General features: G+C 74.8%; 21 protein-coding genes. 12 read left to right on the forward strand and 9 right to left on the reverse strand.

Annotated features, from left to right (window positions below):
* The first annotated feature begins 56 nt into the window (after window positions 1-56).
* Entirely contained in the window at window positions 57-1529 is a 1473-nt protein-coding gene (gene tcuA, locus VKV23_09250) for an FAD-dependent tricarballylate dehydrogenase TcuA (protein HLI16220.1), read from the forward strand.
* A gap of 61 nt (window positions 1530-1590) precedes the next feature.
* On the opposite strand, the gene VKV23_09255 is transcribed toward tcuA, so the two are convergent.
* The gene (locus VKV23_09255; GenBank protein ID HLI16221.1) at window positions 1591-4020 is read right to left on the reverse strand and encodes a plasma-membrane proton-efflux P-type ATPase; all 2430 of its coding nucleotides are present in this window, start codon (window positions 4018-4020) and stop codon (window positions 1591-1593) included.
* A 497-nt stretch (window positions 4021-4517) separates the two neighbouring features.
* On the opposite strand from VKV23_09255, the gene VKV23_09260 reads away from it, so the two are divergent.
* From VKV23_09260 to VKV23_09270, 3 genes are all read left to right on the forward strand, one after another.
* A complete protein-coding gene (locus VKV23_09260) occupies window positions 4518-5750 on the forward strand; it encodes an MFS transporter (protein HLI16222.1) in 1233 nt (410 codons plus the stop codon).
* 548 nt (window positions 5751-6298) lie between these two features.
* A complete protein-coding gene (locus VKV23_09265; protein ID HLI16223.1) occupies window positions 6299-6979 on the forward strand; it encodes a hypothetical protein in 681 nt (226 codons plus the stop codon).
* A gap of 372 nt (window positions 6980-7351) precedes the next feature.
* Complete coding sequence (locus VKV23_09270) at window positions 7352-8434, forward strand: hypothetical protein (protein ID HLI16224.1); 1083 nt, start codon at window positions 7352-7354, stop codon at window positions 8432-8434.
* A 231-nt stretch (window positions 8435-8665) separates the two neighbouring features.
* Here the strand turns inward: VKV23_09270 and VKV23_09275 are convergent, their stop codons facing one another.
* The 5 genes from VKV23_09275 to trxA all read right to left on the reverse strand — a co-directional run bounded on the left by VKV23_09275 (window position 8666) and on the right by trxA (window position 11535).
* Entirely contained in the window at window positions 8666-9592 is a 927-nt protein-coding gene (locus tag VKV23_09275; GenBank protein HLI16225.1) for a YihY/virulence factor BrkB family protein, read from the reverse strand.
* Between the two features lie 144 nt (window positions 9593-9736).
* On the reverse strand, window positions 9737-10402 hold the full coding sequence (locus VKV23_09280; GenBank protein HLI16226.1) for a PIG-L deacetylase family protein: 666 nt from the start codon (window positions 10400-10402) through the stop codon (window positions 9737-9739).
* A gap of 38 nt (window positions 10403-10440) precedes the next feature.
* Entirely contained in the window at window positions 10441-10827 is a 387-nt protein-coding gene (locus VKV23_09285) for a DUF302 domain-containing protein (protein HLI16227.1), read from the reverse strand.
* A 28-nt stretch (window positions 10828-10855) separates the two neighbouring features.
* Entirely contained in the window at window positions 10856-11125 is a 270-nt protein-coding gene (locus VKV23_09290; protein ID HLI16228.1) for a metal-sensitive transcriptional regulator, read from the reverse strand.
* A gap of 23 nt (window positions 11126-11148) precedes the next feature.
* Window positions 11149-11535, reverse strand: coding sequence for a thioredoxin (gene trxA, locus VKV23_09295; protein HLI16229.1), 387 nt, complete (start codon window positions 11533-11535; stop codon window positions 11149-11151).
* Between the two features lie 145 nt (window positions 11536-11680).
* Here trxA and VKV23_09300 point away from each other — a divergent pair, with 145 nt between their 5' ends.
* From VKV23_09300 to VKV23_09310, 3 genes are all read left to right on the forward strand, one after another.
* The gene (locus VKV23_09300; GenBank protein HLI16230.1) at window positions 11681-12496 is read left to right on the forward strand and encodes a TSUP family transporter; all 816 of its coding nucleotides are present in this window, start codon (window positions 11681-11683) and stop codon (window positions 12494-12496) included.
* A 170-nt stretch (window positions 12497-12666) separates the two neighbouring features.
* Window positions 12667-13767 carry a glycosyltransferase family 4 protein gene (locus tag VKV23_09305; GenBank protein HLI16231.1) on the forward strand — a complete coding sequence of 367 codons (1101 nt, stop codon included), beginning with the start codon at window positions 12667-12669 and terminating at the stop codon, window positions 13765-13767.
* 127 nt (window positions 13768-13894) lie between these two features.
* Window positions 13895-15352, forward strand: coding sequence for an MFS transporter (locus VKV23_09310; GenBank protein HLI16232.1), 1458 nt, complete (start codon window positions 13895-13897; stop codon window positions 15350-15352).
* Here VKV23_09310 and VKV23_09315 read toward each other — a convergent pair.
* From VKV23_09315 to VKV23_09325, 3 genes are read right to left on the reverse strand one after another with little or no spacing between them, the layout of a single operon-like run.
* Entirely contained in the window at window positions 15349-16518 is a 1170-nt protein-coding gene (locus tag VKV23_09315) for an acyl-CoA dehydrogenase family protein (GenBank protein HLI16233.1), read from the reverse strand. The two genes, VKV23_09310 and VKV23_09315, sit on opposite strands and share 4 nt — an antisense overlap.
* 5 nt (window positions 16519-16523) lie before the next feature.
* Window positions 16524-18497 carry a biotin carboxylase N-terminal domain-containing protein gene (locus VKV23_09320; GenBank protein ID HLI16234.1) on the reverse strand — a complete coding sequence of 658 codons (1974 nt, stop codon included), beginning with the start codon at window positions 18495-18497 and terminating at the stop codon, window positions 16524-16526.
* Window positions 18494-20053, reverse strand: a complete 1560-nt coding sequence (locus VKV23_09325) for a carboxyl transferase domain-containing protein (protein HLI16235.1) — start codon at window positions 20051-20053, stop codon at window positions 18494-18496. Before VKV23_09325 ends, VKV23_09320 begins: the two co-directional genes overlap by 4 nt.
* Window positions 20054-20124: 71 nt before the next feature.
* On the opposite strand from VKV23_09325, the gene VKV23_09330 reads away from it, so the two are divergent.
* The 5 genes from VKV23_09330 (at window position 20125) to VKV23_09350 (ending at window position 24327) form a co-directional block, all read left to right on the forward strand.
* On the forward strand, window positions 20125-20814 hold the full coding sequence (locus VKV23_09330) for a helix-turn-helix domain-containing protein (protein HLI16236.1): 690 nt from the start codon (window positions 20125-20127) through the stop codon (window positions 20812-20814).
* A 56-nt stretch (window positions 20815-20870) separates the two neighbouring features.
* On the forward strand, window positions 20871-21629 hold the full coding sequence (locus VKV23_09335) for an enoyl-CoA hydratase-related protein (GenBank protein ID HLI16237.1): 759 nt from the start codon (window positions 20871-20873) through the stop codon (window positions 21627-21629).
* A 74-nt stretch (window positions 21630-21703) separates the two neighbouring features.
* The gene (locus VKV23_09340) at window positions 21704-22762 is read left to right on the forward strand and encodes an amidohydrolase family protein (GenBank protein ID HLI16238.1); all 1059 of its coding nucleotides are present in this window, start codon (window positions 21704-21706) and stop codon (window positions 22760-22762) included.
* Between the two features lie 55 nt (window positions 22763-22817).
* Window positions 22818-23492 (forward strand): SDR family NAD(P)-dependent oxidoreductase, encoded by a 675-nt coding sequence (locus VKV23_09345; GenBank protein ID HLI16239.1) that lies wholly within the window; start codon window positions 22818-22820, stop codon window positions 23490-23492.
* A 73-nt stretch (window positions 23493-23565) separates the two neighbouring features.
* Window positions 23566-24327, forward strand: coding sequence for an SDR family oxidoreductase (locus tag VKV23_09350; protein ID HLI16240.1), 762 nt, complete (start codon window positions 23566-23568; stop codon window positions 24325-24327).
* The last annotated feature ends 8 nt before the right edge of the window (window positions 24328-24335 follow it).

Genomic DNA, 24335 nt, shown 5'->3' on the forward strand with positions numbered 1-24335 from the left:
ACGAATACTGATGAGCACAGAACGGGCGCGCGCCGACCTCGCGGGAGTGGCAGGCGGTGGCTGACGCGGACGTCGTCGTGGTCGGTGGCGGCAACGCGGCGCTGTGCGCCGCGATCGCGGCACGCCAGGCGGGCCGCTCGGTCGTCGTGCTCGAGCGGGCGCCGTATCGCGAGCGCGGCGGGAACTCGGCGTTCACGACGGGCGCGATGCGCGTCGCCTACCGTGGCGTCGAGGACCTGCGCCGGATCATGCCCGACCTGTCCGACGAGGACGTCGCGAGGAGCGACTTCGGCTCGTACCCGCGCGAGGCCTTCTTCGAGACGATGGGGAAGGTGACGGGCTTCCGGACGGACCCCGATCTCGCCGCCCTCCTCGTCGATCGCAGCCTCGAGACGCTCGTGTGGATGCGGGAGCAGGGCGTCCGCTTCCTGCCGAGCTACGGGCGCCAGGCGTTCCTCGTCGACGGCAGGTACCGGTTCTGGGGCGGCCTCGCCGTGGAGGCCGTGGGCGGCGGCGAGGGGCTCATCGACTCGCTGACGAGGGCGGCGAGCGCCGCGGGTGCGGAGATCCGCTACGGGGCACGTGCCACGTCGCTCGTCACCGACGACCGCGCCGTGCGTGGCGTGCGCGTGCGCCGGGGCCTGGGGACCGAGGTGATCGAGGCGCCGGCGGTCATCCTCGCGTGCGGGGGGTTCGAGGCCAACGCCGAGTGGCGGGCCCGCTACCTCGGCCCCGGCTGGGAGCTCGCGCGCGTGCGAGGCACGCGCCACAACACGGGGGACGGGATCCGCATGGCGCTCGAGGCCGGCGCCATGCCCTACGGCAACTGGTCGGGCTGCCACGCGGTCGCCTGGGACCTCAACGCGCCCGAGTTCGGCGACCTGAAGGTACGGGACAACTTCCAGAAGCACAGCTACCCGCTCGGGATCATGGTGAACGCGCACGGCCGCCGCTTCGTGGACGAGGGCGCCGACTTCCGCAACTACACCTACGCGAGGTACGGGCGGATCATCCTCGAGCAGCCGAACCAGGTCGCCTGGCAGATCTTCGACGCCAAGGTCTCGCACCTGCTGCGCGACGAGTACCGGATCCGCCAGGTGACGAAGTACACGAGCCCGACGCTCGAGGGGCTCGCGCAGGCGATCGAGGGCATCGACCGCAACGAGCTCCTCAGGACCATCGCCCAGTACAACGCTTCGGTGCGCCGCGACGTCCCGTTCAACCCGGCGGTCCTCGACGGGCGCTGCACGGTCGGCCTGGACGTGCCGAAGTCGAACTGGGCGAACACGATCGACACGCCGCCGTTCGAGGCCTACGCGGTGACGTGTGGGATCACGTTCACCTTCGGCGGGCTGCGCGTCAACGAGCGGGCGCAGGTGGTCGACGAGGACGGGGACCCGATCCCGGGCCTGTACGCGTGCGGCGAGCTCGTGGGCGGTCTCTTCTACTTCAACTACCCGGGCGGCACCGGCCTCACGGCGGGCTCGGTCCTCGGGCGCATCGCGGGGGCCGCCGCGTCGGCGCGCTAGCCGAGCCGGCTCCGGGGAGGGGCCGGGCCGGCGCGCCACCGTCCGGCGAGGGCGGCGCGGCTCAGCTCGGGATCGACGCTGTCGCGCGGGTGCCCGTGTCGGAGCGGATCCGGCGAAGCAGCGGTGCCTTCACGAGGTCCAAGACGACCGTCGCGCCGAGCACCGCCGCGAGGAGGACGCCCACGTCGGCGAGGGGGACGGCGGCCATGAGGATCCCCCGGACGGCGAAGATCGTCACCAGCACGAGGTCGGCCGCCGTGGCGGCGAGCATCCACGCGCTGGGTCGCGAGGCCCACAGGTGGCGGCGCTCGCGCACCAGGTACACCGTGGCCTGTCCGGTCGCGACGAGCATGACGAAGACGAGGGTCTGCGTCGGGGCCAGCGAGAGGTCCACGACGTCGCGCGCGACGAAGAAGGTGCAGAACGCGACGGCGAGCCAGGGGACGGCGATGCCGAGCGCAGCGGCCGAGAGCGCGGGGACCTGCCAGCGGTCCGGACGGCTCGAGAAGCCGACGCGATCGGTTGCGAGCGACATGGTGACGAAGTCGTTGGCGAACACGAGCAGGAGCACGAGACGCGGCGTCGTGACGAAGGTCCCGGTCACGAGGAGTCCAAGGCCGAGGAACAGCGAGACCTGGAACGTCTTCGCGATCTTGTTCACCGTGTAGGTGAGCATGCGCTGGTAGACGCGCCGGCCGGTCTCCACGGCGGCGACGACGTTCGACAGCCCCTCGCTCGTCAGGACGAGACTCGCCGCGCTCTTCGCGACGTCGGTGGCACTCGAGACCGCGATCCCCACCTCGGCGCGCTTGAGGGCCGGCGCGTCGTTGACGCCGTCGCCGGTCATACCGACCACGTGTCGGGCGCGCTGCGCGCGTTCCACCAGCAAGAGCTTGTCCTCCGGGAGCACCCCGGCCACGACGTCGAAGTCGATCTCGCCGCCGCGTCGGGCTCGAAGCTCCTCGACCGAGCCGAGGCGCTCGCCGATGCCGACCTGGCGGGCCACGGCCACGGCCGTGGGGGCGGCGTCACCGGTCACCATGACCACCCGGATGCCGAGGGCGCCGAGGTGCCGCACGAGCGTGGCGGAGTCCGGTCGCACCGGGTCGCCGAGGGCGACGAGGCCCGCGACCTCGAGGCGCTCGGCGCCCGACGCGACGGCGAGCACCCGGTCGCCGCGCGAGGCGAGGGAGGCGACGGCCTCGGCGAGGTCCGGTGGCGGTGCCGGCGCGAGCGCGCCGAGCACGGCGGGGGCGCCCTTGAGCACCCGCAGGGCGCGCCCGCCCACCTCGAGGGTCGCCTCGGAACGCTTCGTCGCCGGGTCGAACGGGACGAACCGGCTGCGCGGGCCCGCCCGTGGCGCGCCGGCCGCTGCCTCGAGCACGGCGAGGTCGATCGGGTCCTGGGTGGCCTCGTCGGAGGCAGCGGCTGCCAGCGCGAGCACCTCGGCCGCGCTGCGGCCCCCGAAGGGGCGGACCTCGGTGACCGACAGGCGATTCTGCGTGATGGTGCCCGTCTTGTCGGTGCAGAGGAGGTCCATCGCGGCCGCCTCCTCGATGGCCGAGAGGCGGGTGACGAGCACTCCGGCGCTGGCGAGCTGGAGGGCGCCGACGGAGGTGGCGAGCGTGAAGGTCGCGGGCAGTGCCACCGGAACGGTGGCGACGACGAGGATCAGGACGAAGGGGAGCAGCTCCGTTGCCGGCAGGCGGGCCACGACGCCGTAGGCCACGATCGCCACGACCAGCGCGCCGTCGAGGACGAGCAGCGCCCGGACGACGCGAAAGATGGTCTCCTCGAGGTGGGTGGCGGTCTTCGCGGTGCTGACCAGCTGGGCGGTGCGGCCGAAGTAGGTGCGAGCACCGGTCGCCGTCACCTCCCCGGTCGCCTCGCCGCGGCGCACGACCGAGCCGGCGTAGCAGCGGCCGCCAGGGGTCACCTCGACGTCGGCGGACTCGCCGGTGAGCACCGACTGGTCGACCGAGACGGCCCCCGAGCCGATGGCCAGATCCGCGGGGACGATGTCGCCCATCCGGATGTGGACGACGTCGCCCGGCACGAGCCGCTCCGCGTCGATCACCTGCCAGTGGCCATCCCGCCGGACCCTGGCGCGCACCGCCAGCCGGCTGCGGAGGAGGAGCAGGGCGTTGGCGGCACGGCCCTCCTGCACGAAGCTGAGCGCGCCGTTGAAGACGACGAGCGCGCCGATGATGACCGCCTCGGTGACCTTGCCCGCCGCCAGTTCCAGCACGATGGCCGCCTCGAGCAGGTACGGGACCGGCCCGGTGAGCTTCGACGCGAGCGTGCGCCACGGGTGGCGCCGCTCGGTGCCGAAGGTGTTGAGCCCGACCCGGCCCAGGCGCTCGGCGGCCTCCGCCTCGCTCAGGCCGGCGGGCGCCGCCTCGAGGTGCGCCGCGCGCTCGCCACGGGTGGCGCCGGCCGGACCGGCCCCCCAGGTCCGGTCCTTCTCGCCGGCTGGGTGCTCGGTGGCCACGAGCCGAGTGTTGCACCGCGCGTCGGAGCGGGTCACGGACGGCCCCGGGGCGGGGCGGAGACGGGCACAGTCCCGGCCACCCGCCGCGTCGTGGCCGGCGGCCGGGGCACGCGTAGGATGCGCGCCATCCTCGAGCTGGCGGCGGGGCTGCCGCACCCCGGCGAGCTGCGACGGCCGCGGCGCCCCGGTGGAGCGAGGTGGGAGGAGCCGCGGCCGAGGGCCCACCCGACCCTCGGTCCGGGCGGCCGGGCCGGTGGACGCCGGCCGGCCCGCGCCGTCGCCCGCGGGGCGTGGCGACGCGGCCGGCGGCGAGCGGGCGCGGCGCGGCGACGTTGGGGGGTGGAGGCGTCGAGGGTGGTCGCGTGAGCACGAGCGGCGCGCCGGCGGCCGGCGCGCCGGCGAAGCCGCAGTAGTCGCCGGTGGCGTGGATAGCTGGGCGTTCGGGCAGGTTGCGGGGGGTCCTGTGGCCAGCCTGGGCGAGCCGGACCCTGCTCCTCGTGTGGTCGGCCCGGGTGTCGATGAGCGCCGGTCGGGCGCTCGCCGGCGTCGTCGTCCCGCTCTACCTCGCCGACCGGGGGTTCAGCGGCCTGCGCCTGGGAGCGCTCTTCGTCGTGGTGGCGCTCGCCTCCGCGGCGCTGTCGGCGACGGTCGGGGTGGCGTCCGATCGGGTCGGCCGGCGGCCGTTCCTCATCGCCTTCCCCCTCCTCACCGCCGCGGCGGCAGCGACCTTCGCCACGGTGCACGCGCAGCCGGCGCTGTTCGTCGCGGCCGCGGCGGGCAGCTTCGGCCGCGGCTCGGGGGCCGGCGCCGGGACGGTCGGTCCCTACCAGCCAGCGGAGGCGGCGCTCGTGACCGAGATCACTCCGCCGTCGTGGCGCAACAGCGCCTTCGGGCGCCTGCAGTTCTCCTCCTCGCTCGGCGCGCTGGCGGGGTCACTGCTCGCGCTGCTCGCCGGCAGCGGGCACCTGCGCCGGAGCGAGGCGCTCCCGGTGTTCCGATCGGCGTTCTGGGCGACCGCGGCGGTGTGCGCCGTCGCCGGCGTCCTCGCGGTGTGGATGACCGAGCCGGTGCGCCCGGCTCGGGCCGCCGCCGGCGCGCGCCGCCCTCGGCTGCCGGTCGGATCCCGCTACCTGCTCGTCCGCCTGGCAGCGACCAACTCGGTCAACGGGCTGGCGGTCGGCATGATCGGCCCGTTCCTCACCTACTGGCTCTACCGTCGGTTCGGCGCCGGCCCTGCGGAGGTGGGGCTGCTCTACGCCGCGGTGAACGCCGTCAGCATGTCTTCCACGCTCTCGGCCGCAGGGCTCGCCCGCCGGTGGGGGATCGTCCGCACCATCTCCGGCGTCCGGGCGCTCGGCGCCCTCCTCATCGTGCCGATGGTGCTCGCTCCGACCTTCGTGCTCGCCGGGTTCGTCTACGCGCTCCGCATGGTCGTGCAGCGAGCCGGCCTCCCCCTCCGCCAGTCCTACGTCGTCGCCATGGCCGATCCGGAGGAGCGGTCCTCGGTGGCGGCGCTCTCGAACGTCCCCAGCCAGGTCATCATGGGACTGAGCCCGCTCGCGTCGGGCTACCTCCTCGACGACGTGAGCCTGAGCCTCCCGTTCGAGATCGCCGGGGTCCTCCAGCTCGTGAACGCCGCGATGTACTGGCTGTTCTTCCGCCGCCTGCCACCCTCCGACGAGGTCGGCGACGAGCCGCTGCCTCTGCCCGAGCGACACGAGATGGCCTGACGTCGATCTCGCCGAGTCTCGAGGTGCCAGCGCTCTGCCGGGCTCGAGCGGCGGTGCTCGCCGGCCGGCGGCACGAGCGGGGCCGTCGGCTGTCGCGTCGGGCTCAGAGCGCTCGCGGCGGGCTCGGAGGGAGGGACGTTGCGACGGACGGGCGGCGATGATCCACTCGCTCGACCCGACGGGCCGCCGGCGCGGCCCGTGGCGGTGCGTCGCGACGACGCAGCCGCGGGCCGGTGCGTGGCTCGTTCGGCCTCGTTGCGATCCTCGTTGCACCGATGCGCAACTGTCCAGGCCGCGAGCGAGCTCGGCAGTGGAACGCGCCGCCCCGTGGCGCGCGAAGGTGCCGAGCTGCCTCGTACGTGCGGGGCCGTGCCGTGCCGCCGCTGGGGATCTCCCTGCCCGGAGCTCCCCGAGGACGCGCTGCTGGGAGGGGCGACGGCCGCACGTTCCTGCCACCTCGATGCGACCATCCGCGAGCATCGGGCGACGACTGACTACGCTCGCACAGCAGTCTCCCAGGCCTGGGAGCGCTCCAAGGGGGTGGTTCCATGAGCATCCCGAGTGCCATAAGTCCCATTCCAGGGCTCGCCGCCCTTTCCTCGCTCGTCGGCCTCGTCGTCGGCGTGCTCGTGCTGGTGATCCTGCTCGCGACGGTGGGTGCGTTCGTCGTCATCGTCGTGGCGAACCGCGCCGAGGCGGACCCCTCGGGCCGCCGTCCCGCCGTCGTCTACCTGTTCGGCGCGTCCTTCGTGACGGTGTGGACGGCGCTGATCGGGTCGGCGGCGGCGGTGAGCTCGCTCTTCCAGCTGATCGGGAGCCATCCCGGGATGGGCGGCGGGAGCCTGCACCCGGTGGGCGACGCGGTCGCACGTGGTGCCGTGCTCGGCGGCCTCGTGCTCGCCGTCAGCCTCGCCGTCCTCGTGACGCACCTGCGTCGCGGCGTCACGATCGCCACGGCGCCGGCCGCGACGCGCGTCGCGCAGAGCTACGTCTCGGCCGTCTCCTTCGTGAGCGTCCTCATCGTGGCGTTCTCGCTCGCGTACATCGCCTACGCCATCTGCCAGATCGCAGGTCCTGGCGTCTTCCACGGGGACGGCCGCATCCCGACGCTGCGCCACCTCCTCGACGCGATCTGGGTCGCGCTCGCCGCCGGCGCGATCCTCGGGAGCCACCTCCGGCTCGCCAGGCCGCGTGTCTGGTCGGGCGGGGCGCCGGCCGCCTCCGCCTAGCGGCGCGCTGCGCCCGTCCGCCACCGCCGGGGTCGACGTCGCACCGCCGGCGCGCCACCGTAGCGGCGCGCCGGCGGCGGGCGTCACCTCGAGGATGGCCGGCGCGCACGCGCCACGGCACCGAGCGCCGTGCGGCGCCCTCGCCAGCGGTGACTGGAGCGGCCGTCGCCGGCGGGCTCCCTGCGGCACCCGCCACCGGTCCGCGCTGGAGGGCGCACGCCCCGTCGCCGCGCGCCCTCGTCGGCGCGGGCGGGGTCGGTCATCCCTGCCAGCCGGTAGGACGCGATCTCCTTGCGTCTGGGTGCCTGCGGGCTCGTTCCGTGCCGGCGTCTAGACTCGCTGTTCGCAGGAAGCTCACAGCTGGGGGATCCGATGGCACATCCGGGAGGCGGCACGGCACGCCCGCGCCGCATCGTCCTCACGCTCGTCGCAGCGGCTGCCGGCGGCGCCGGCTGGCTTGCGGTCGTGGCGCCGGGCGCCTCGGCCTCGACCCCTGTCGTGCAGCCGGGCCAGACCGTGCAGCTCGTGGGGAGCGACGTCGACGCGGTGGTCAGCGACACCAGCCGGGGGCTCGCCGTCTACGGCGAGCTCGTCGGGCCCAACGAGGCGTCCATCGGCCAGTACGACGCCGTCCTCCAAGACAGCGGCGTGGCCGTCGCCGGCTACCTCGGGGGGCGTTGGCGCTACGTCTACGAGCACGCCCAGCCGAGGCACCGAGTTGCGGGCAACGCCGGCCGCAGCGGGCGCGGCACCGTCTCGGTGCGCCTCGGCGAGACGGTGCGCGTCGCTGGCAGCGACATCGTCATCGCGGCGGGTCGCAACCGCGAGGGCGAGGCCTCGCTCGTCGCCGTCGTCACGGGCGCGGGAGGAGCCCCGCTCCCCGGCAGCTACGGCATCGGGATCAGCGCGCGGCGCGTCGCGGTCCTGTGGCTCGGGGGGCGGACGCCGACGGTGGCCTTCGAGAGGCGCGAGGCCTGGATCGCCAATCCCGCCAAGCCGTCGAAGCACCCGTCGGGGACTCGGGCGCCCGGGGCGCTCGGCCGGACCATCACCGTCTACGACACGCACCACGAGCCGATGGCGGCGACGCTCGTGCGCGTCGCCGACAGCGCCCAGCCGGCCACCTCCTACGACGCGCCGCCGCCCGGCTACGCGTTCGTCACGGCGACGCTCCGGCTGCGCAACGAGGCGTCGATCACCGTGAGCGGCGACGCCGATGCCGACGTCGTCATCATCGGGAGCGACGGCAAGGCCTACGCCCCGGATCAGACGCGGCGCGTGGCGGGCTGCCAGGACTTCTGGGACGGGTTCGTGACGGGTGGGTTCAGCATCGGTCCCGGCAAGAGCGCCACGGGCTGCCTGCACTTCGAGGTGCCCCAGGGCGTGAGGATCGCTCGCGTCTACTTCTCGCGCACCGGTTCGACCACCGGCGCGGCGGAGTGGACCGTCGGCTGACGCGCCACCCGCTCCCGGTTCGGCCGGCGCAGCGCACGCCGAGCACGTCGCAGGTCGGAGCCCCGGCGCGGCGACCCGAGCCTCGCACCGGCCGCACGTCGGCGGCACTCGTCGGGGGGGCCGGCACGAGCCGCGCTCGTCGCCGGCTCCGAGCCGCACGGCCGGATGCCCGCCGGGAGGGGCTGGCTCGTCGCGCTCCTCGAGCGCGTCGGTGCGTGGTCGTCGCGGCGGTCAGTGCGGCGCGCCCGCTCCGAGCTCGAGCGTCTCGGCGTCGGCTCGCGGTCGGGGTGCCTCGAGGAGCGAGCGGGGCCAGAGGCGGCGCGCGAGGACGGTGTTGAGCTCCGCCGCGTACAGCGTGAGCTTCGCGCCGAGCGCGATCCAGGCGACGAGGCCGAGCACCGTGCCGAACACGCCGTAGGTCGCGCTCGCTCGCCGGAGGTCGTGGCCCACGAGGTAGCCGCCGAAGGCCTGCAGCACCGTCCACGCGATCCCGCCGGCGACCGCGCCGGGGACGAGATCGAGACGTCGAGCCTCGGGCCGCCTCGGGGTGAGCACGCGGAAGACGGACCAGTACAAGCCGGCGTTCAAGATCGCGGCGAGGACCTCGCCGGCTGCGGCGAGCCAGAGGCTGACGTGCTGCCCGAAGGTGCCGAAGGCCGACAGGAAGGTCGTGACGACGAGCCCTGCGCCGAGCACGGCGAGGAAGGCGACGCTGCGAGCGAGGCGGGCCGCGCGGCGTGGGCGCGCCGAGCGCGGGATGCCCCACACCTCCGCCATCGCGTGCAGCCCCGTCTGGGCGAGGCCCGTCGCCCCGTAGACGAGCCCGCCGAGCCCGACCGCGAGGCCGAAGGCCGAGTTGCGCCGCATGGCGTGGATGTTCTCGCGCAGCTGCTGGCCCACGACCGGGAACTCGGCGAAGGCCGAGTGCAGGACCCGCTCGCGCGCGGCCGCGTCGCCCGAGAGCACGAGGCCGAGCACGGTGACGAGGAGGAGCAGCAGCGGGAAGACGGTGAGGAACAGGGCGTACGTGAGCTGCACCGACAAGGCGCCGGCGCCGTCCTCCCCGTACTTCCTTACGAGGGCGAGCACGAGGGCCGGGAGGAGGTGACGCTGCTGGAAGGCGTCGAGGCGGCGCACGGCTCGCTTCAGCAGCTCCACGGGCGCGCCGTCCTCCCGACCCAGCCGGCGAAGGCCGCGAGCGAGGCCCGCACCGGTGCTCCGCACCAGCATCGCGCCCGCGCCGGGGCCCACGGGTGCGGCACGCGGGGCGTCCCGGCGCGAGGCGCCTCGCGGCGCGTGGCGTCAGGGGGGTCGCAGCCAGCGGAAGGCCTCGTGCTCGCCCTGGAGCTCGAGGCGGCGCCACAGCACGGCGTTGCCCTGCGCCTGGCTCGCGTGGCAGGCGATCGCCTCGAGCTGGCGGCGGCGGTCGACCTCGACCTCGAGGTCGACCTCGTGCGCATGGCGGCCGACGAAGGTCGTCTTGAGCTCGCGATTGAGGCGCCGTGCCACGGCCGCCGGGAGCACCCAGGCGAGGACGGGGAGCCTGCCGTCGATGGCGAGGGCCGCCTCGGTGGCGCGGCGGTGGTCGGGGTGGCCGGTGACACCGGTGTCGTCGAACACGAGGAGGAGGTCGGGGTCGACCTCGCGCGCGACGCGGCCCACCTCGTCGGCCAGGAGCGCGACGGGCACCGTCTCGAGCTTCCCGTCGGGGTGGTCGAAGAGCGCGACGCGCGAGACGCCGAGCACCGCCGCGGCCCTCGACAGCTCGCCGGCGCGCACCTCGTGCAGGTTGCGGCCCTCGCCGCCGATCGTCGATGCCTCGCCGTGGGTGAGGCAGACGAGGCCGACCGTTCGCGTCTCGGCGAGCTCGCTCAGCGCCGCCCCGAGGCCGAAGCTCTCGTCATCGGGGTGGGCGCACACGGCGAGGACCGGGCCGCCGGCGCCGAGGCACTCGCCCAGCCTCGCCATGTCGAGCCAGCCTCCCGACGCGGCGGTCGCGCCCGGGGTCAGTCCTCGGCCGTGAGGCGGCGGACGACCTCGGTGAGCCGCCCGGCCGCCTCCTCGGCGAGCTCCTCGAGGGCCGGCGACGGCAGGAGCTCTCGCGGATCGGGGATGGCGATCGACGTGGAGCCGGGCGCACGCTCCTCGAGCACGACGTTGCACGGCAGCACGAGGGCTGCCGTGGGGTCGAGCTCGAGCGCGCGGTGCGCGAGCGCGGGGTTGCAGGCGCCGAGGATCTTGAGCGGCGGACGCTCGATGCCGAGCTTCTCGCGCAGCGTCGCGGCCACGTCGATCTCGGTGAGGACGCCGAAGCCCTCGGCCACCAGGGCGGCGCGCACCGCCGCCTCCGCGTCCGGCAGTGCCGTCGCGAGGTTCGTCTCGATCGCCCGCATCGCTTCCTCCTCAGGCCAGTCGAAGCGCTCAGGCCAGCCGCATGAACAGCTTCTGGACGTCCTCGAGGGCGTAGCCCTCGGCCGCGGCCTCCGCAGGGTGCTCGAGGCAGTAGGCGAGCCCGGCAGCGACGACGCGAAAGCCCGCCTGCTCGAGCGCCTTCGTCGCGGCCGAGAGCTGCACGACCACCTCCCGGCAGTCGCGGCCCTCGGCGAGCATGCGCTCGACCGCCTGGACCTGCCCGGCCACCCTGCGCAGGCGCGTCCGCACCTCCGCGGTCACCTCGTCAGGCAGACGCACGCCTTCCTCCTGGTCGCGTCGCCTCAGGAGCGGGGCGACGACCCGTCCTCGCGGGCCGCGAGCTGCCGGCGCACCGCGTCCATGTCGAGCTCCTTCACCTTGGTGATGAGCTCTTCGAGCGCGGCCGGCGGCAGGGCACCGGGCTGCGCGTACAGCAGCACCTGCTCACGGAAGGCCATCAGCGTCGGGATCGACATGATCCCCAAGCTGGCGGCGAGCTCCTGCTCCGCATCGGTGTCCACCTTCGCGAAGACGACGTCGCCGTGCTGCTCCGACGCCTTCTCGAAGACCGGCGCGAACATCCGGCACGGGCCGCACCAGGCGGCCCAGAAGTCGACGAGCACCACGTCGTTCGATCGAACGACCTCGTCGAAGTTCTCCTTGCTGAGCGCCACGGTCGCCAAGCTCACCACCTCCACGTCCTCGGGCGCCGGCCGCACCCGTCACGCTCTCAGAACGTCACATACCCCAGAGGGTATTCCCGCTCGCCGCGGGACCGTCGCGTCCGGGGCCGGCAGCCGGGCGTCGAGTACGCTCGGCGGTCGAGGACGTACGTTGAACCTGCTCGCGCTGCCCGTCGGGCTGTGCATCGGCCTCAGCCTCGGCGCGCTCGGCGGTGGCGGGTCCGTCCTCACGGTGCCCGCCCTCGTCTACGTGCTCGGGCAGGACGCGCACGATGCCACCACCGGCTCCCTCGTCGTCGTCGGCGCCGCAGCCCTCGCCGGGACGGCTGCCCACGCCCGCTCGGCGCACGTGCGCTTCGGGCGCGGGCTCGCCTTCGGGGCGCTCGGCGTCGGCGGCTCCTACGCCGGCAGCCGCCTGTCCGCCGGGGTCGACCCCGACGTGCTGCTGCTCGCCTTCGCCGGCCTCATGCTGCTCGGTGCGGCGGCCATGGCTCGGCGCGCGCGTCGCGCCGAGCCGGCGCCCGCGGCGCCGAGGCGCGACGACGGGCCGGTGCCCTGCGGTAGCGCCGGAAGGCCGGCGCGAGCCCGGTGGCGTTCGGCGGCGCGCGTCGTCGGCGCGGCGAGCGTCGTCGGCCTCGTGACGGGCTTCTTCGGCGTCGGCGGGGGCTTCTTCGTCGTGCCGGCGCTCGTCCTCGCCCTCGGCTTCGAGATGGTCGAGGCGGTCGGGACGTCGCTCCTCGTCATCGCCGTCAACTCCGCCGAGGCGCTCCTCGCGCGCCTCGGGACTCGCATCGAGCTCGACTGGGCGCTCCTCGCCGCATTCGGCGCTGCGGCGGTGGTCGGGGCCGTGCTCGGCGACCAGGTCGCCTCGCGCCTCCCGGCTCGCGAGCTCACGCGCGCCTTCGCCGCCCTCCTCGCCGCCGTGGCGCTCGCCGTGGCGGCACGAAGCGTGGCGCAGCTCGCCTGAGCAGGCCGTCGGCCCCGCTGCAGCCGTCCGGCCGGAAGGCCTTGGCACTCTATGATCGAGAGTGCCAGATGCGCGCAGAGATGCACCCACGGTGCCGAAGGGCCCTTGAGCCGCACCGGTCCGGGGAGTACGGCTGGTGCAGCTGGAGCAGTACGAGGCGAGGAGGGCAGATGCGGATCGCCATCATCGCCCCGCCGTGGCTGCCGGTGCCGCCGCCGGCGTACGGAGGGACCGAGAACGTGCTCGACGCGCTGGCGCGCGCGCTCAAGGACCTCGGGCACGACGTCGTCCTGTTCACGACGGGCGACAGCACCTGCGACGTCGAGCGCCGGTGGACGCTCGAGCGCCACGTCGGGGTCGGGGCCCCGGGCCCGGTGGACGAGCTGCGCCACGCCATCGCCGCCTACGAGTCGGTCGCGGACGCCGACGTCATCCACGACCACACGCTGACCGGGCCCGTCTACGCCTCCTCGCTCGGCGGCCTCGCCGTCGTGACGACGAACCACGGTCCCTTCGACGAGAACCTCGCCCCGATCTACCGGGCCCTCGCGCGGCGGGTCCCGGTGGTGGCGATCTCGGCGCACCAGGCCTCCCTCGCACCCGACATCCCGATCGCCGCGGTGATCCACCACGGGGTGCGCGTCGAGGAGTTCCCCGTGGGCTCGGGCGACGGCGGCTACGCGCTCTTCCTCGGCCGGATGCACCCGTCCAAGGGCGCCCACGTCGCCGCCCGGGTGGCGCGCGCCGCCGGCGTCCCGCTGCGCATCGCCGGCAAGCTCCTCGAGCCGATCGAGCGGGAGTACTTCGACGCGAAGGTGCGCCCCCTCCTCGGCGGCGACGTCACCTACCTCGGGGAGGTCGGCCAGGCCGACAAGCTCGAGCTCCTCGGCCAGGCCACCTGCCTGCTCAACCCGATCGCCTGGCCCGAGCCCTTCGGCATGGTGATGGTCGAGGCGCTCGCCTGCGGGACGCCCGTCGTGACGACGCCGCACGGCGCCGCCCCCGAGATCGTGGAGGACGGCGTGGTCGGCTTCGTCCGCTCGGGCGAGGCCGCGCTCGCCGAGGCGGTCGCCGACGCCGCCTACCTCAGCCGATCGGCCTGCCGCAAGCTGGCCGAGGAGCGCTTCTCGGCGCGGCGCATGGCCCTCGACCACCTCCGCCTCTACGAGCGCGTGCGCTCGGGAGAGCTCGGCTTGTCCTCGGCGCCTGCGGCGCCCGGCGTACGCCGGGCCGCGCCGAGCGCCCCCGACGTGGCGACGCCGGTGGCCTGAGTTCGCGAAGAGTTCGCCTCCCGTACACCTGCGCGTCACCGGCTGCTCGCCCCGGCGTCACCTCGCGGCGCAACAGTAGGGGCGTGCCCCGGCAGCGGCGCTCGTCGAGGAGGAGGCAGGCCCCCAGGTGATCGATCCGGCAGTAGCGGGCGAGGCCGTCGGCACGACGGTCGCCGACCTGCTCAACGAGGCGCCGACGAGCAGGTTCCACCGCAAGGCGGTGGTCGTCTCGGGGGTCGGCTTCTTCACGGACGCCTACGACCTGTTCGTCATCGGCACCGCGGCGAGCCTCGTCGCCACGCAGTGGCGGCTGTCCACGGCGCAGACGAGCTGGGTGACTGGCTCGGCGATCCTCGCCGCGTTCATCGGCGCGCTGGTCTTCGGCCGGATCGCCGACGTCCTCGGCCGCAAGCGCGTCTACGCCGCGGTCGCGGCCATCATGATCGTCGGGGCCGTCCTCTCGGCCCTCGCGCCGAACTTCGCCACCCTCGTCGCCGCCCGCTTCATTCTCGGCCTCGGCATCGGTGGGGACTACCCGGTCTCCGCGGTGCTGATGAGCGAGTACTCGAACCGCCGGGACCGGGGCCGGCTCGTCGGCCTCGTCTTCGCCATGCAGGCGCTCGGCCTCGTCGTCGGGCCACTCGTCGGCCTGGTGCTGATCGGCTCGGGGATCGGCACCGAGGCGACCTGGCGCCTGCTGCTCGGGCTCGGTGCGATCCCGGCCGCCGCCGTCATCTACCTGCGGGCGCGGATGCCCGAGTCGCCCCGCTTCAGCGCGCGCGTGGCCGGCGAGGCCGTGGCGGCGGCGCACGGGCTCGCCGCCTTCTCCGACGGCGTGATCTCGGTGCCGGCCGCGGTGCGCGACGAGCCGCGCCGGCTGCGGCTCGGGCAGTTCCTCACGAACGGCCGGATGCTGGTCCTCCTGCTCGGCACCGCCGGGTCGTGGTTCTTCTTCGACTACGCCTACTACGGCAACACTCTGTCGCTCCCCGTGATCCTGAAGGCCGTGGCGCCGCACGCCAGCCTGACGGTCAAGCTGGCGTGGTCGCTCGGGATGTTCGTCGCCTTCGCCGTGCCCGGGTACGCGCTCGCGGTCTGGAAGATGGACCGCATCGGCCACCGGCGCCTCCAGTTCGTCGGCTTCGCGGTCATGGCGGCGTGCTTCCTCGCCCTCGGGGCCGTCCGCGACCTCACCACCGTCGTCGCCCCGTTCCTCGCGGTCTTTGGGCTGAGCTACTTCTTCGTCGAGTTCGGGCCGAACACGACGACCTTCGTGCTGCCCTCCGAGGTCTTCCCGGTCAGCATGCGCACGACCGGCCACGGCATCGCGGCCGGGGTCGGCAAGCTCGGCGCCTTCATCGGGGTCTTCCTCGTGCCGCTCCTCGAGCAGCACCTCGGCCTGCGCGGGATGCTCGTCGTCGCCGGATCGGCCGCGCTCGCGGGGCTCGCGCTCACGGCGGCGCTGCCCGAGCCGTCGGGGCGCAGCCTCGAGGAGGTGTCCGGCGAGGACGACCTCGCGCCGGTGATCGCGCTTCCGGCCGCTGGTCGTGTGCCGGGCGTCCCGACGGAGTCGGTGCTCGGCTAGCGCTCCCGGCGCGCCCCGCCGAGACCGAGGGCGCGCGCGATGAGCATGCGCTGGACCTCGCTCGTCCCCTCGCCGATCTCGAGGACCTTGGCGTCGCGGTAGAAGCGGCCGACCGGCGACTCGTTCATGAAGCCGTAGCCGCCGAAGATCTGCGTCGCCTCCCGTGCGTTCGCCATCGCCGCGTCGGAGGCGACGAGCTTCGCGATGGCGGCGTGCTTCTTGTACGGCTCGCCGCGCAGACGGCGGGAGACGGCGTCGAGGTAGGCGAGGCGGGCGGTGTGGGCCCTCGCCTCCATGTCGGCGATCTTGAACTGGATCGCCTGGTACTCGCCGATGGCGCGCCCGAAGGCCCGCCGCTCGGCGACGTAGCGCAGGCACTCGTCGATGCAGCCCTGGGCGAGGCCGACCGACATCGCGGCGAGCGCGATCCGACCCTCGTCGAGGATCTCGAGGAACTGCGCGTACCCCCGGCCGCGCTCGCCGAGCAGGTTCTCCGCCGGGACGCGGCAGTCGGCGAGGGAGAGCTCGTGGGTGTCGGAGGCGCACCAGCCCACCTTGGAGTACTCCTTCGCCACCGTGAGGCCCGGCGTACCGGCCGGGACGACGATCGCCGAGATCTCCCGCTCGCCGTCCTCGCCGCCGGTGACGGCCGTCACCGTGACGAAGGCGGTGATGTCGGTGCCCGAGTTCGTGATGAAGGACTTCGACCCGTTGAGCACCCATTGCCCGTCGACGAGCCGGGCGGTCGTGCGGGTCGCCCCCGCGTCGGTGCCGCCACCCGGCTCGGTGAGGCCGAACGCGCCGAGCGCCTCGCCCGAGCACAGCCTCGGGAGCCACGCCTCGCGCTGGGCCTCCGTGCCAAAGCGGTAGATCGGCATGGCGCCGAGCGAGACGGCGGCCTCGAGGGTCACCGCCACCGAGGAGTCGACCCGGCCGATCTCCTCGAGTACGAGGGCGAACCCGAGGAGGTCGCCGCCCATCCCCCCGTAGCGCTCCGGGAAGGGGAGGCCGAACAGGCCGAGCTCGCCCATCTGGCGGACGATGTCGTAGGGGAAGGCGCCGCGCTCGTAGTAGTCGCCGATCACCGGGGCGATGACCTCGCGCGCGAAGCGCGCGACCGTCTCCTTCAGGTCGACGAGCTCCGGGTCGAGGCGGTGGTCGAGCATCGGGCTCACGGCTGCCTCCTTGGGGTCGGCGCCTCGTTCGGCGCGAGGGCGAAGAGGGGTGCCCCGAGGGCGACGCGGTCGCCCGCTGCGACGGCGACTCGCTCCACGACGCCCGCGACGGGCGCCCGCAGCGGGTGCTCCATCTTCATGGACTCGACGGTGCCGAGGAGGGCGCCGGCCGCGACCTCCTCGCCGACGGCGACGGCGACGCTCGTGACGACGCCCGGCAGCGGCGCGAGGACGACCCCGTCGCCCTGCTCGCTCCCGCCGTCGCGGACGCGCCGCTCGGCTCGCTCGAAGCGGTGCACCTCGCCGCGGTGCGAGACGGTGACCGCCTCCGGCTCGAGCGCGACGACGAAGCGCTCGAGCACCCCGTCCAGCTCGAGGAGGCGGAGGTCGCCGTCGCGTCGGACGAGGGCGACCGTGGTGACGCGCCCGCCCTCGACGACGCGCCCGTCGGCGTGGACCACGAGCTCGCGCCGGTCCGCGCCCGAGCGCAGCTCGACGCGCGTCGGGGCGCTCGGGCCCGCCAGGCGCCAGCCGTCGAGGGCGAACGGCCCGGAGCGGGCGGCGCGGGTCTCGGTGGCGAGGACGAAGGCGGCGGCGACGGCCGGCGCCTCGGAGGGCGGCGCGAGCTCGCCGGCGCGCCGGTCGAGCCAGCCCGTGTCGATCTCGGCCGCCTGGAAGGCGGGCGAGGCGACGAGGCGGCGCAGGAAGCCGAGGTTCGTCGTCAGGCCGAAGACGGCGGCGTCGTCGAGCGCGCCGACCAGCCGCTGGCGCGCCGCCTCGCGCGTCGGTCCGTGCGCGACGAGCTTGGCGAGCATCGGGTCGTAGGAGGTGCCGACGGGCTCGCCGGCGACGAGCGCCGTCTCGACGCGCACCGAGGCGGGGAAGCGCACGAGGGTCGGCGTCCCGGCCTGCGGGAGGAAGTCGCGGGCCGGGTCCTCGGCGTAGACCCGGGCCTCGATGGCGTGGCCGTGGGCGACGACGTCCTCCTGGGCGAGGCGCAGCGGCTCGCCGGCCGCCAGCGCGAGCTGGAGATCGACGAGGTCGAGGCCGGTGACGAGCTCGGTGACGGCGTGCTCGACCTGCAGGCGAGTGTTCATCTCGAGGAAGAAGAACTCCTCGCCGGCGACGAGGAACTCGACGGTCCCGGCGTTCTCGTAGCCGACGTGGGCGGCGAGGCGCACCGCCGCCTCCCAGGCCGCCTGGCGCGTCGCCAGCGGGACCGTCGACGCGGGCGCCTCCTCGACCACCTTCTGGTGGCGGCGCTGGACCGAGCAGTCCCGGTCGAGGACGTGGATGACGTGGCCGTAGCGGTCGGCGAGCACCTGGACCTCGACGTGGCGCCCGTGCTCGACGTAGCGCTCGACGAACACCGAGCCGTCGCCGAAGGCGGCTGCGGCCTCGCGCCCGCAGCGCGCGAGCGCCTCCTCGAGCTCCTCGGGCTGGCGCACGATCCGCATGCCCTTGCCGCCGCCGCCCGCGACGGCCTTCACGAGCGCCGGGTAGCCGACGTCCTGCTCGACCCGGCGCGCGAGCGTATGGAGGTCCGAGCCCTCGGCAGCCGGCACGACCGGGACGCCCGCCGCCCGGGCGATCCGGCGCGCCTCGTCCTTGCGGCTCATCGCCTCGATCACCGAGGCGGGCGGCCCGACGAAGCACAGACCGGCGGCCTCGCAGGCGCGCGCGAAGGCCGCGCTCTCGGCGAGGAAGCCGTAGCCGGGGTGGACGGCCGACGCCCCGCTGCGCCTCGCGGCGTCGAGGAGGGCCGGGATCGACAGGTACGACTCGGTCGGCGGCGGCGGCCCGATGCGCAGCGCGACGTCCGCCTCTGCCACGTGGGGCGAGCCACGGTCCGCGTCGGAGTAGACGGCGACGGTCCGCAGTCCGCGCCGGCGCGCCGCGGCGAGCACGCGGCGGGCGATCTCGCCGCGGTTGGCGACGAGCACGGTGTCGAAGGCCACGGGCGCGCTCACATCCGGAAGACGCCGTAGCGGGCGGGCGCCGTCTCGAGGCCGGCGTTCAAGGCGAGGCCGATCCCGAGGACCCGCCTCGTCTCGAGGGGGTCGATGATCCCGTCGTCCCAGAGGCGCGCCGTCGAGTAGTAGGGGGAGCCCTGCTCCTCGTAGCGGGCCCGGACCTCCTCCCGGCGGCGCTCGATCGCGTCGTGGTCCGATCCCCGGCCGACGACGGAGAGCACCGCCGCGGCCTGGTCGCCGCCCATCACCGAGATGCGGGCGTTCGGCCACATGAAGAGGAACCGCGGCTCGTACGCCCGGCCGCACATCGCGTAGTTGCCGGCGCCGAAGGACCCGCCGATCACGACCGTGAACTTCGGCACGCTCGAGCAGGCCACCGCGGTGACGAGCTTGTCGCCGTCCTTGGCGATGCCGCGCTGCTCGTACTCGCGCCCGACCATGAAGCCGGAGATGTTCTGCAGGAACACGAGGGGCGTGCGCCGCTGGTTGCACAGCTCGATGAAGTGCGCCCCCTTGAGCGCCGACTCGCTGAACAGGATCCCGTTGTTGGCGACGATCCCGACGCGATAGCCGTAGATGCGGGCGAAGCCGCACACGAGCGTCTCGCCGTAGGAGGCCTTGAACTCCTCGAGGCGCGAGCGGTCGACGAGACGGCGGATCACCTCCCGCACGTCGTAGGGGGTGCGCAGGTCGGCCGGTACGACGTCGTAGAGCTCGGCCGGGTCCTCGTCGGGTTCCTCCGGATCGGCCCGCTCGACGGCCTCCTCGGTCCGCTCGAGGCCCGCGACGATGGACCGCAGCCTCGCGAGGGCCTGCGCGTCGTCCTGCGCCAGGTGGTCGACCACCCCCGAGCGGCGCGCGTGGACCTCGCCGCCGCCGAGCTCCTCCGCGCTCACCTCCTCGCCCGTCGCGGCGCGCACGAGCGGCGGGCCGCCGAGGAAGATCGTCCCCTCGCCGCGCACGATGACCGTCTCGTCGCTCATCGCCGGCACGTACGCCCCGCCCGCGGTGCTCGACCCCATCACGGCGGCGAGCTGGGGGATGCCCGCGGCGGACATGGTCGCCTGGTTGTAGAAGATCCGGCCGAAGTGGTCGCGGTCGGGGAAGACCTCGTCCTGCAGCGGGAGGTAGGCCCCGCCGGAGTCGACGAGGTAGCAGCACGGGAGGCGGTGCGCGGCCGCGATCTCCTGCGCGCGCAGGTGCTTCTTCACCGTCACGGGGAAGTACGTGCCCCCCTTCACGGTCGCGTCGTTCGCGACGACGACGCAGGGTCGCCCGGCGACCAGGCCGATGCCGGTGACGATGCCGGCCGAGGGGATGCTCTCGCCGTACATGCCCCAGGCGGCGAGCGTCGACAGCTCGAGGAAGGGGGAGCCGGGGTCGAGCAGGCGGTCGATCCGGTCGCGCACGAGGAGCTTGCCGCGCTCGAGGTGACGCCGGCGCGCCGTCTCGTCCCCGCCCTGCCGGACGAGCGCGACCCGCTCGCGCAGCTCCTCGGCGAGCTCGGCGAGGCTCGCCCGCCCGGCGCCCGACGGCGCCCTGCTCGTCGACATCGCGCCCGCCACCTCGCTCGATCGACCCGGCGCCCGTTACTCGCGAGTAACGTTAACAGCCGGTAACAGCGATGGTCGAACGCCGGACTGCCGCAGCGGGCGCGCGCCCAGCCGTCCCGGGCGCGCCGAGGGCGCGCCGAGGGCGGCGCGCGCCGCGCCCGACACGGCGCGACCAGATCCTCGAGGCGGCGGCGGCCGCCTTCGCCGAGCGGGGCTTTCGGGCCGTGACGCTTCGCGACATCGGCGCCGCCGTCGGCGTCACCGGTCCCGCCGTCTACCGTCACTTCGCGAGCAAGCAGGACGTCCTCGGCGAGATGCTCGTCGGTGTGAGCGAGGAGCTGCTCTCGGGCGCGCGCCAGCGCGTCGACCTGGTGACGAGCGCCGAGGCCGCCGTCGCCGCGCTCGTCGCCTGGCACGTCGACTTCGCCCTCGAGCACCCCGAGCTCATCAGCGTCCAGGCCCGCGACTTCTCGTCGCTGCGACCTCGCGACCGAGAGCGCGTCCGGCGGCTGCAGCGCGCCTACGTCGAGGTGTGGGTCGACGCCATCGCGCGCTGCGCTCGGACGGCCGACCGGCGCTGGGCGCTCGCCGCCGCGCACGCCGTGCTCGGCCTGATCAACTCGACGCCCTTCAGCGCCCGCCTCGAGCGCGAGGCGATGCGCGCCCTGCTCGTCGAGATGGCGCTCGCCGCGCTCTCGCCGGACACCCTCGCCGCGGCCGCTCGCCCGTCGGTCCGGCGCGCCTGCGCGGGGGGGTCGTAGCGGTGGCGGCGTCGGGGCGGGGGCGGCCGAGCGTCCGGCTCCGGCGCGTCGGGTTCGTGGCCGAGGTGGTCCTCGATCGCCCCGACGCGCTGAACGCCATCTCGACGCAGGTCGCTCGCGACCTCGCCCGGGCCTGCGGCCGGCTCGACGCCGACCCCCGCGTGCGCGCGGTCGTCGTCTCCTCCGCGTGCGACCGCGCCTTCTGCGTCGGCGCCGACCTGAAAGAGCGCGCCGGGATGCGCGCCGGGGAGCTCGTCGCGCAGCGCCCGACCATGCGAGCGGCGTTCGAGGCGGTGCGCGCGATCGCGGTCCCGACCATCGCCGCGGTCGCCGGCCACGCGCTCGGCGGCGGGTTCGAGCTCGCCCTCTCCTGCGACCTCGTCGTGGCCGACGACTCGGCGAGCTTCGGCCTGCCGGAGGTGCGCGTCGGTCTCGTCCCGGCGGGGGGCGGCACGCAGCTGCTCGCCCGGCGCGTCGGGATCGGCGTCGCCGCGGAGCTCGTCTTCACGGGTCGGCGCGTCGGCATCGACGAGGCGTGGCGCCTCGGTCTCGTCGACCGGCGCGCCCCGGCCGGCGAGGCCCGTGCAGTCGCCCTCGCGCTCGCCGAGGAGATCGCCGCGAACTCGCCGAACGCGCTGCGGGCGGCCAAGCGCGCGCTGCGCCTCGGCGCCGGCGCGGCCCTCGAGGTCGGCCTCGAGATCGAGGACGGGGCGTGGCGCTCGGTGGTGGCCTCGGGGGACGCCGCCGAGGGGATCGCCGCGTTCGTCGCACGGCGCGCGCCGAGCTGGCAGTCCTCGCCGGACGGGGCGGGCTAGCCGGGGGCTCGGCCGTGCACCCAGACGACGCGAGCGACGCACGAGCGTGCGCGCGCCGGCGCGAGGAGGGGTCCGTGGCGAGCGCCGGCCCGCCGCCCGCACCCGGGCCCGCGCGACGGGAGGTCGTCGACGTCCACTCGCACATCCTCCTCGAGGGGGTGATGGGGCTGTGCGGCGAGGCCGGCCCGGAGATGGGCGTGCGCCCGGGCGGGACGCACTACTTCCGTGCCGGGCAGTACGTGCTCGAGGGGGTGCGCTTCGTCGGCAGCCCCTTCGCGGACGTCGAGGTCCGCCTCGAGCACATGGCGCGCCTCGGCATCGACCACCAGGTCGTCTCCCCGAACCCGATCACCTACTTCTACCGGCAGCCGGCCCGCCTGGCGGTCGACTTCAACCGCCGCCACAACGACCTCGTCGCCGAGGTCGCCGCGGCGAACGACCGCCTCTCGGGCTTCGCCTGCCTCCCGCTCCAGGACCCGGCCGCCGCCGCCGCCGAGCTCGAGCGCGCCGTGACCGAGCTCGGCCTCGTCGGCTCCTACATCGGCAGCGACGTCGGTGGCGTCCCGCTCTCGGACCCTCGCTTCGAGGAGGTCTGGGCCGAGCACGAGCGGCTCGGCGTCCCCGTCGTCGTGCACCCGGCGCCGCGCAACGTCGAGCGACCGGGGGACGCGGACTACGCCCGCTGGGAGCTCGACGTCGTCTACGGCTTCCTCGTCGACGAGGGGCTCGCGGTCGCCCACCTCGTGCTCGGCGGCGTGCTCGACCGCCACCCCCGCCTCGCCGTCCACGTCCCCCACGGAGGCGGCTTCGCCCCCTACCAGGTGGGGCGCCTCGAGACGGCCCTCGAGAAGCGGCCGTGGGGCCGAGGGCTGCTCCGGCGGAGCTTCGAGGAGCAGTGGTCCCAGCTCAGCTTCGACACGGCGGTGCACCGCGCCGACGCGCTCGCCTTCCTCGTCGCGACGCAGGGGGCGGGCCGGGTCCTGCACGGCTGCAACTTCGCCGGCTGGGACCAAGAGGAGCGCTCGGTGGCGATGGTGGAGGCGCTGGCGATCGGCGAGGAGGAGAAGGCTGCCATCCTCGCCGGCAACGCGCGGCGCCTCTTCCGGCTGCGCGAGCCGGGCGCCCGGTCGTGAGCTCGATCGCAGGTCGCCGCCGGCGGGCGGCGGGGAGGGAGGCGCAGTGTCTCGCGTGCTCGTGACTGGTGGGGCGTCCGGGATCGGGGCGGCAACGGTGTCGCTCCTCGCCGGCGCCGGCGACGACGTCATCGCCGCCGACCTCGTCGCTGGCGACTCGGTCGTGGCGCTCGACGTGACCGACGAGGCGAGCTGGGAGGCCGTCCTCGACGCCCACTGGCCGCTCGACGCCCTCGTGAACTGCGCCGGGGTCCGCACGCGCCGGGCGCTGCTCGACCTGTCGGTCGAGGAGTTCGATGCCCTGCTCGCCGTGCACGCGCGCGGGGCGTTCCTCGGCACGCGCGGGCTCGCCCGCCGGCTTAAGCGCGACGGCCGGCCAGGTGCGGTCGTGAACGTCGCGTCGACGGTCGCCACGCACGCCGTGAGCGGACAGGTTCACTACGTCGCCGCGAAGGGCGCGGTGGCCGCGATGACGCGTGCGGCAGCGCTCGAGCTCGCGCCCTTGGGGATCCGGGTGAACTGCGTCGTGCCCGGGCTCATCCGTACGCCGATGACGGCGGACCGCCTCTCGGACCCCGAGCAGCGGGCGTGGTTCGAGGGGCGCGTCCCGCTGCGCCGGCCCGGCGAGCCGTCCGAGGTCGCCGGCGCGATCGCCTACCTGCTCTCCGAGCAGGCGGCCTACGTGACCGGCGCGGCCCTCGCCGTCGACGGCGGCTACACGGCGTGGTGAGCGCTCGGTCCGCTGGCGGACTCGGTCGCGAGGCGGCGAGGATGGCAGCCCGACCGGGCGAGAGAGGGGAGCGATGAGGCCGGTCACGGGGATGTCGGTGGTCGTCACCGGCGGCGGGTCGGGGATCGGGGCCGGGATCGCGCGCCACTTCGTCGCGCGTGGGGCACGGGTCACGATCTGCGGCCGACGCGAGGAGAAGCTGCGCGAGGTGGCGGCCGAGCTCGGCGACGCCTGCTGCGCGCTGCCCGGCGACGTCACCGACGCCGCGGCGCGCCGTCGGGTCGTCGACGCCGCGCTGGCGCACGGGGGCGGCATCGACGTCCTCGTGAACGCGGCGGCGAACATGTACCGCGGGCCGCTCGAGACCCTTGACGAGGAGCGGCTCCTCGCCCTGTTCCACTCGAACGTCGTCGGGGCGATGCTGCTCACCGGCCTCGCGCTGCCCCACCTCGAGAGGGCACGCGGCTGCGTCGTCTTCTTCGGCTCGGTGCACGTGGCGAGGGCCTTCCCCGGCGCCTCCCCGTACGCGGCGACGAAGGGCGCGCTCGAGGCGCTCACGGGCGTGCTCGCCGCGGAGCTCGGTCCCCGGGGCGTGCGCGTCAGCTGCGTGCGCCCCGGCGGGGTGTTCAGCGAGCTGAACCAGCGGGCCGGGCTCTTCGACGACGAGCAGGCCCGGGCGCGCCTCGAGGCGCTCGGCCCGGCGCACGTGCTCGGGCGGCCGGGGACGCCCGAGGAGGTCGCCGAGGCCGTCGAGTACCTGGCCCGCGCCGAGTGGACCACTGGCTCGGTCCTCGTCGTGGACGGCGGGCTCTCCCTCGGCACGACGAACGCCTGAGCCGTTCC

The organism is Acidimicrobiales bacterium (genome assembly GCA_035294085.1).
Taxonomy (GTDB): Bacteria; Actinomycetota; Acidimicrobiia; order Acidimicrobiales; family Bog-793; genus DATGLP01.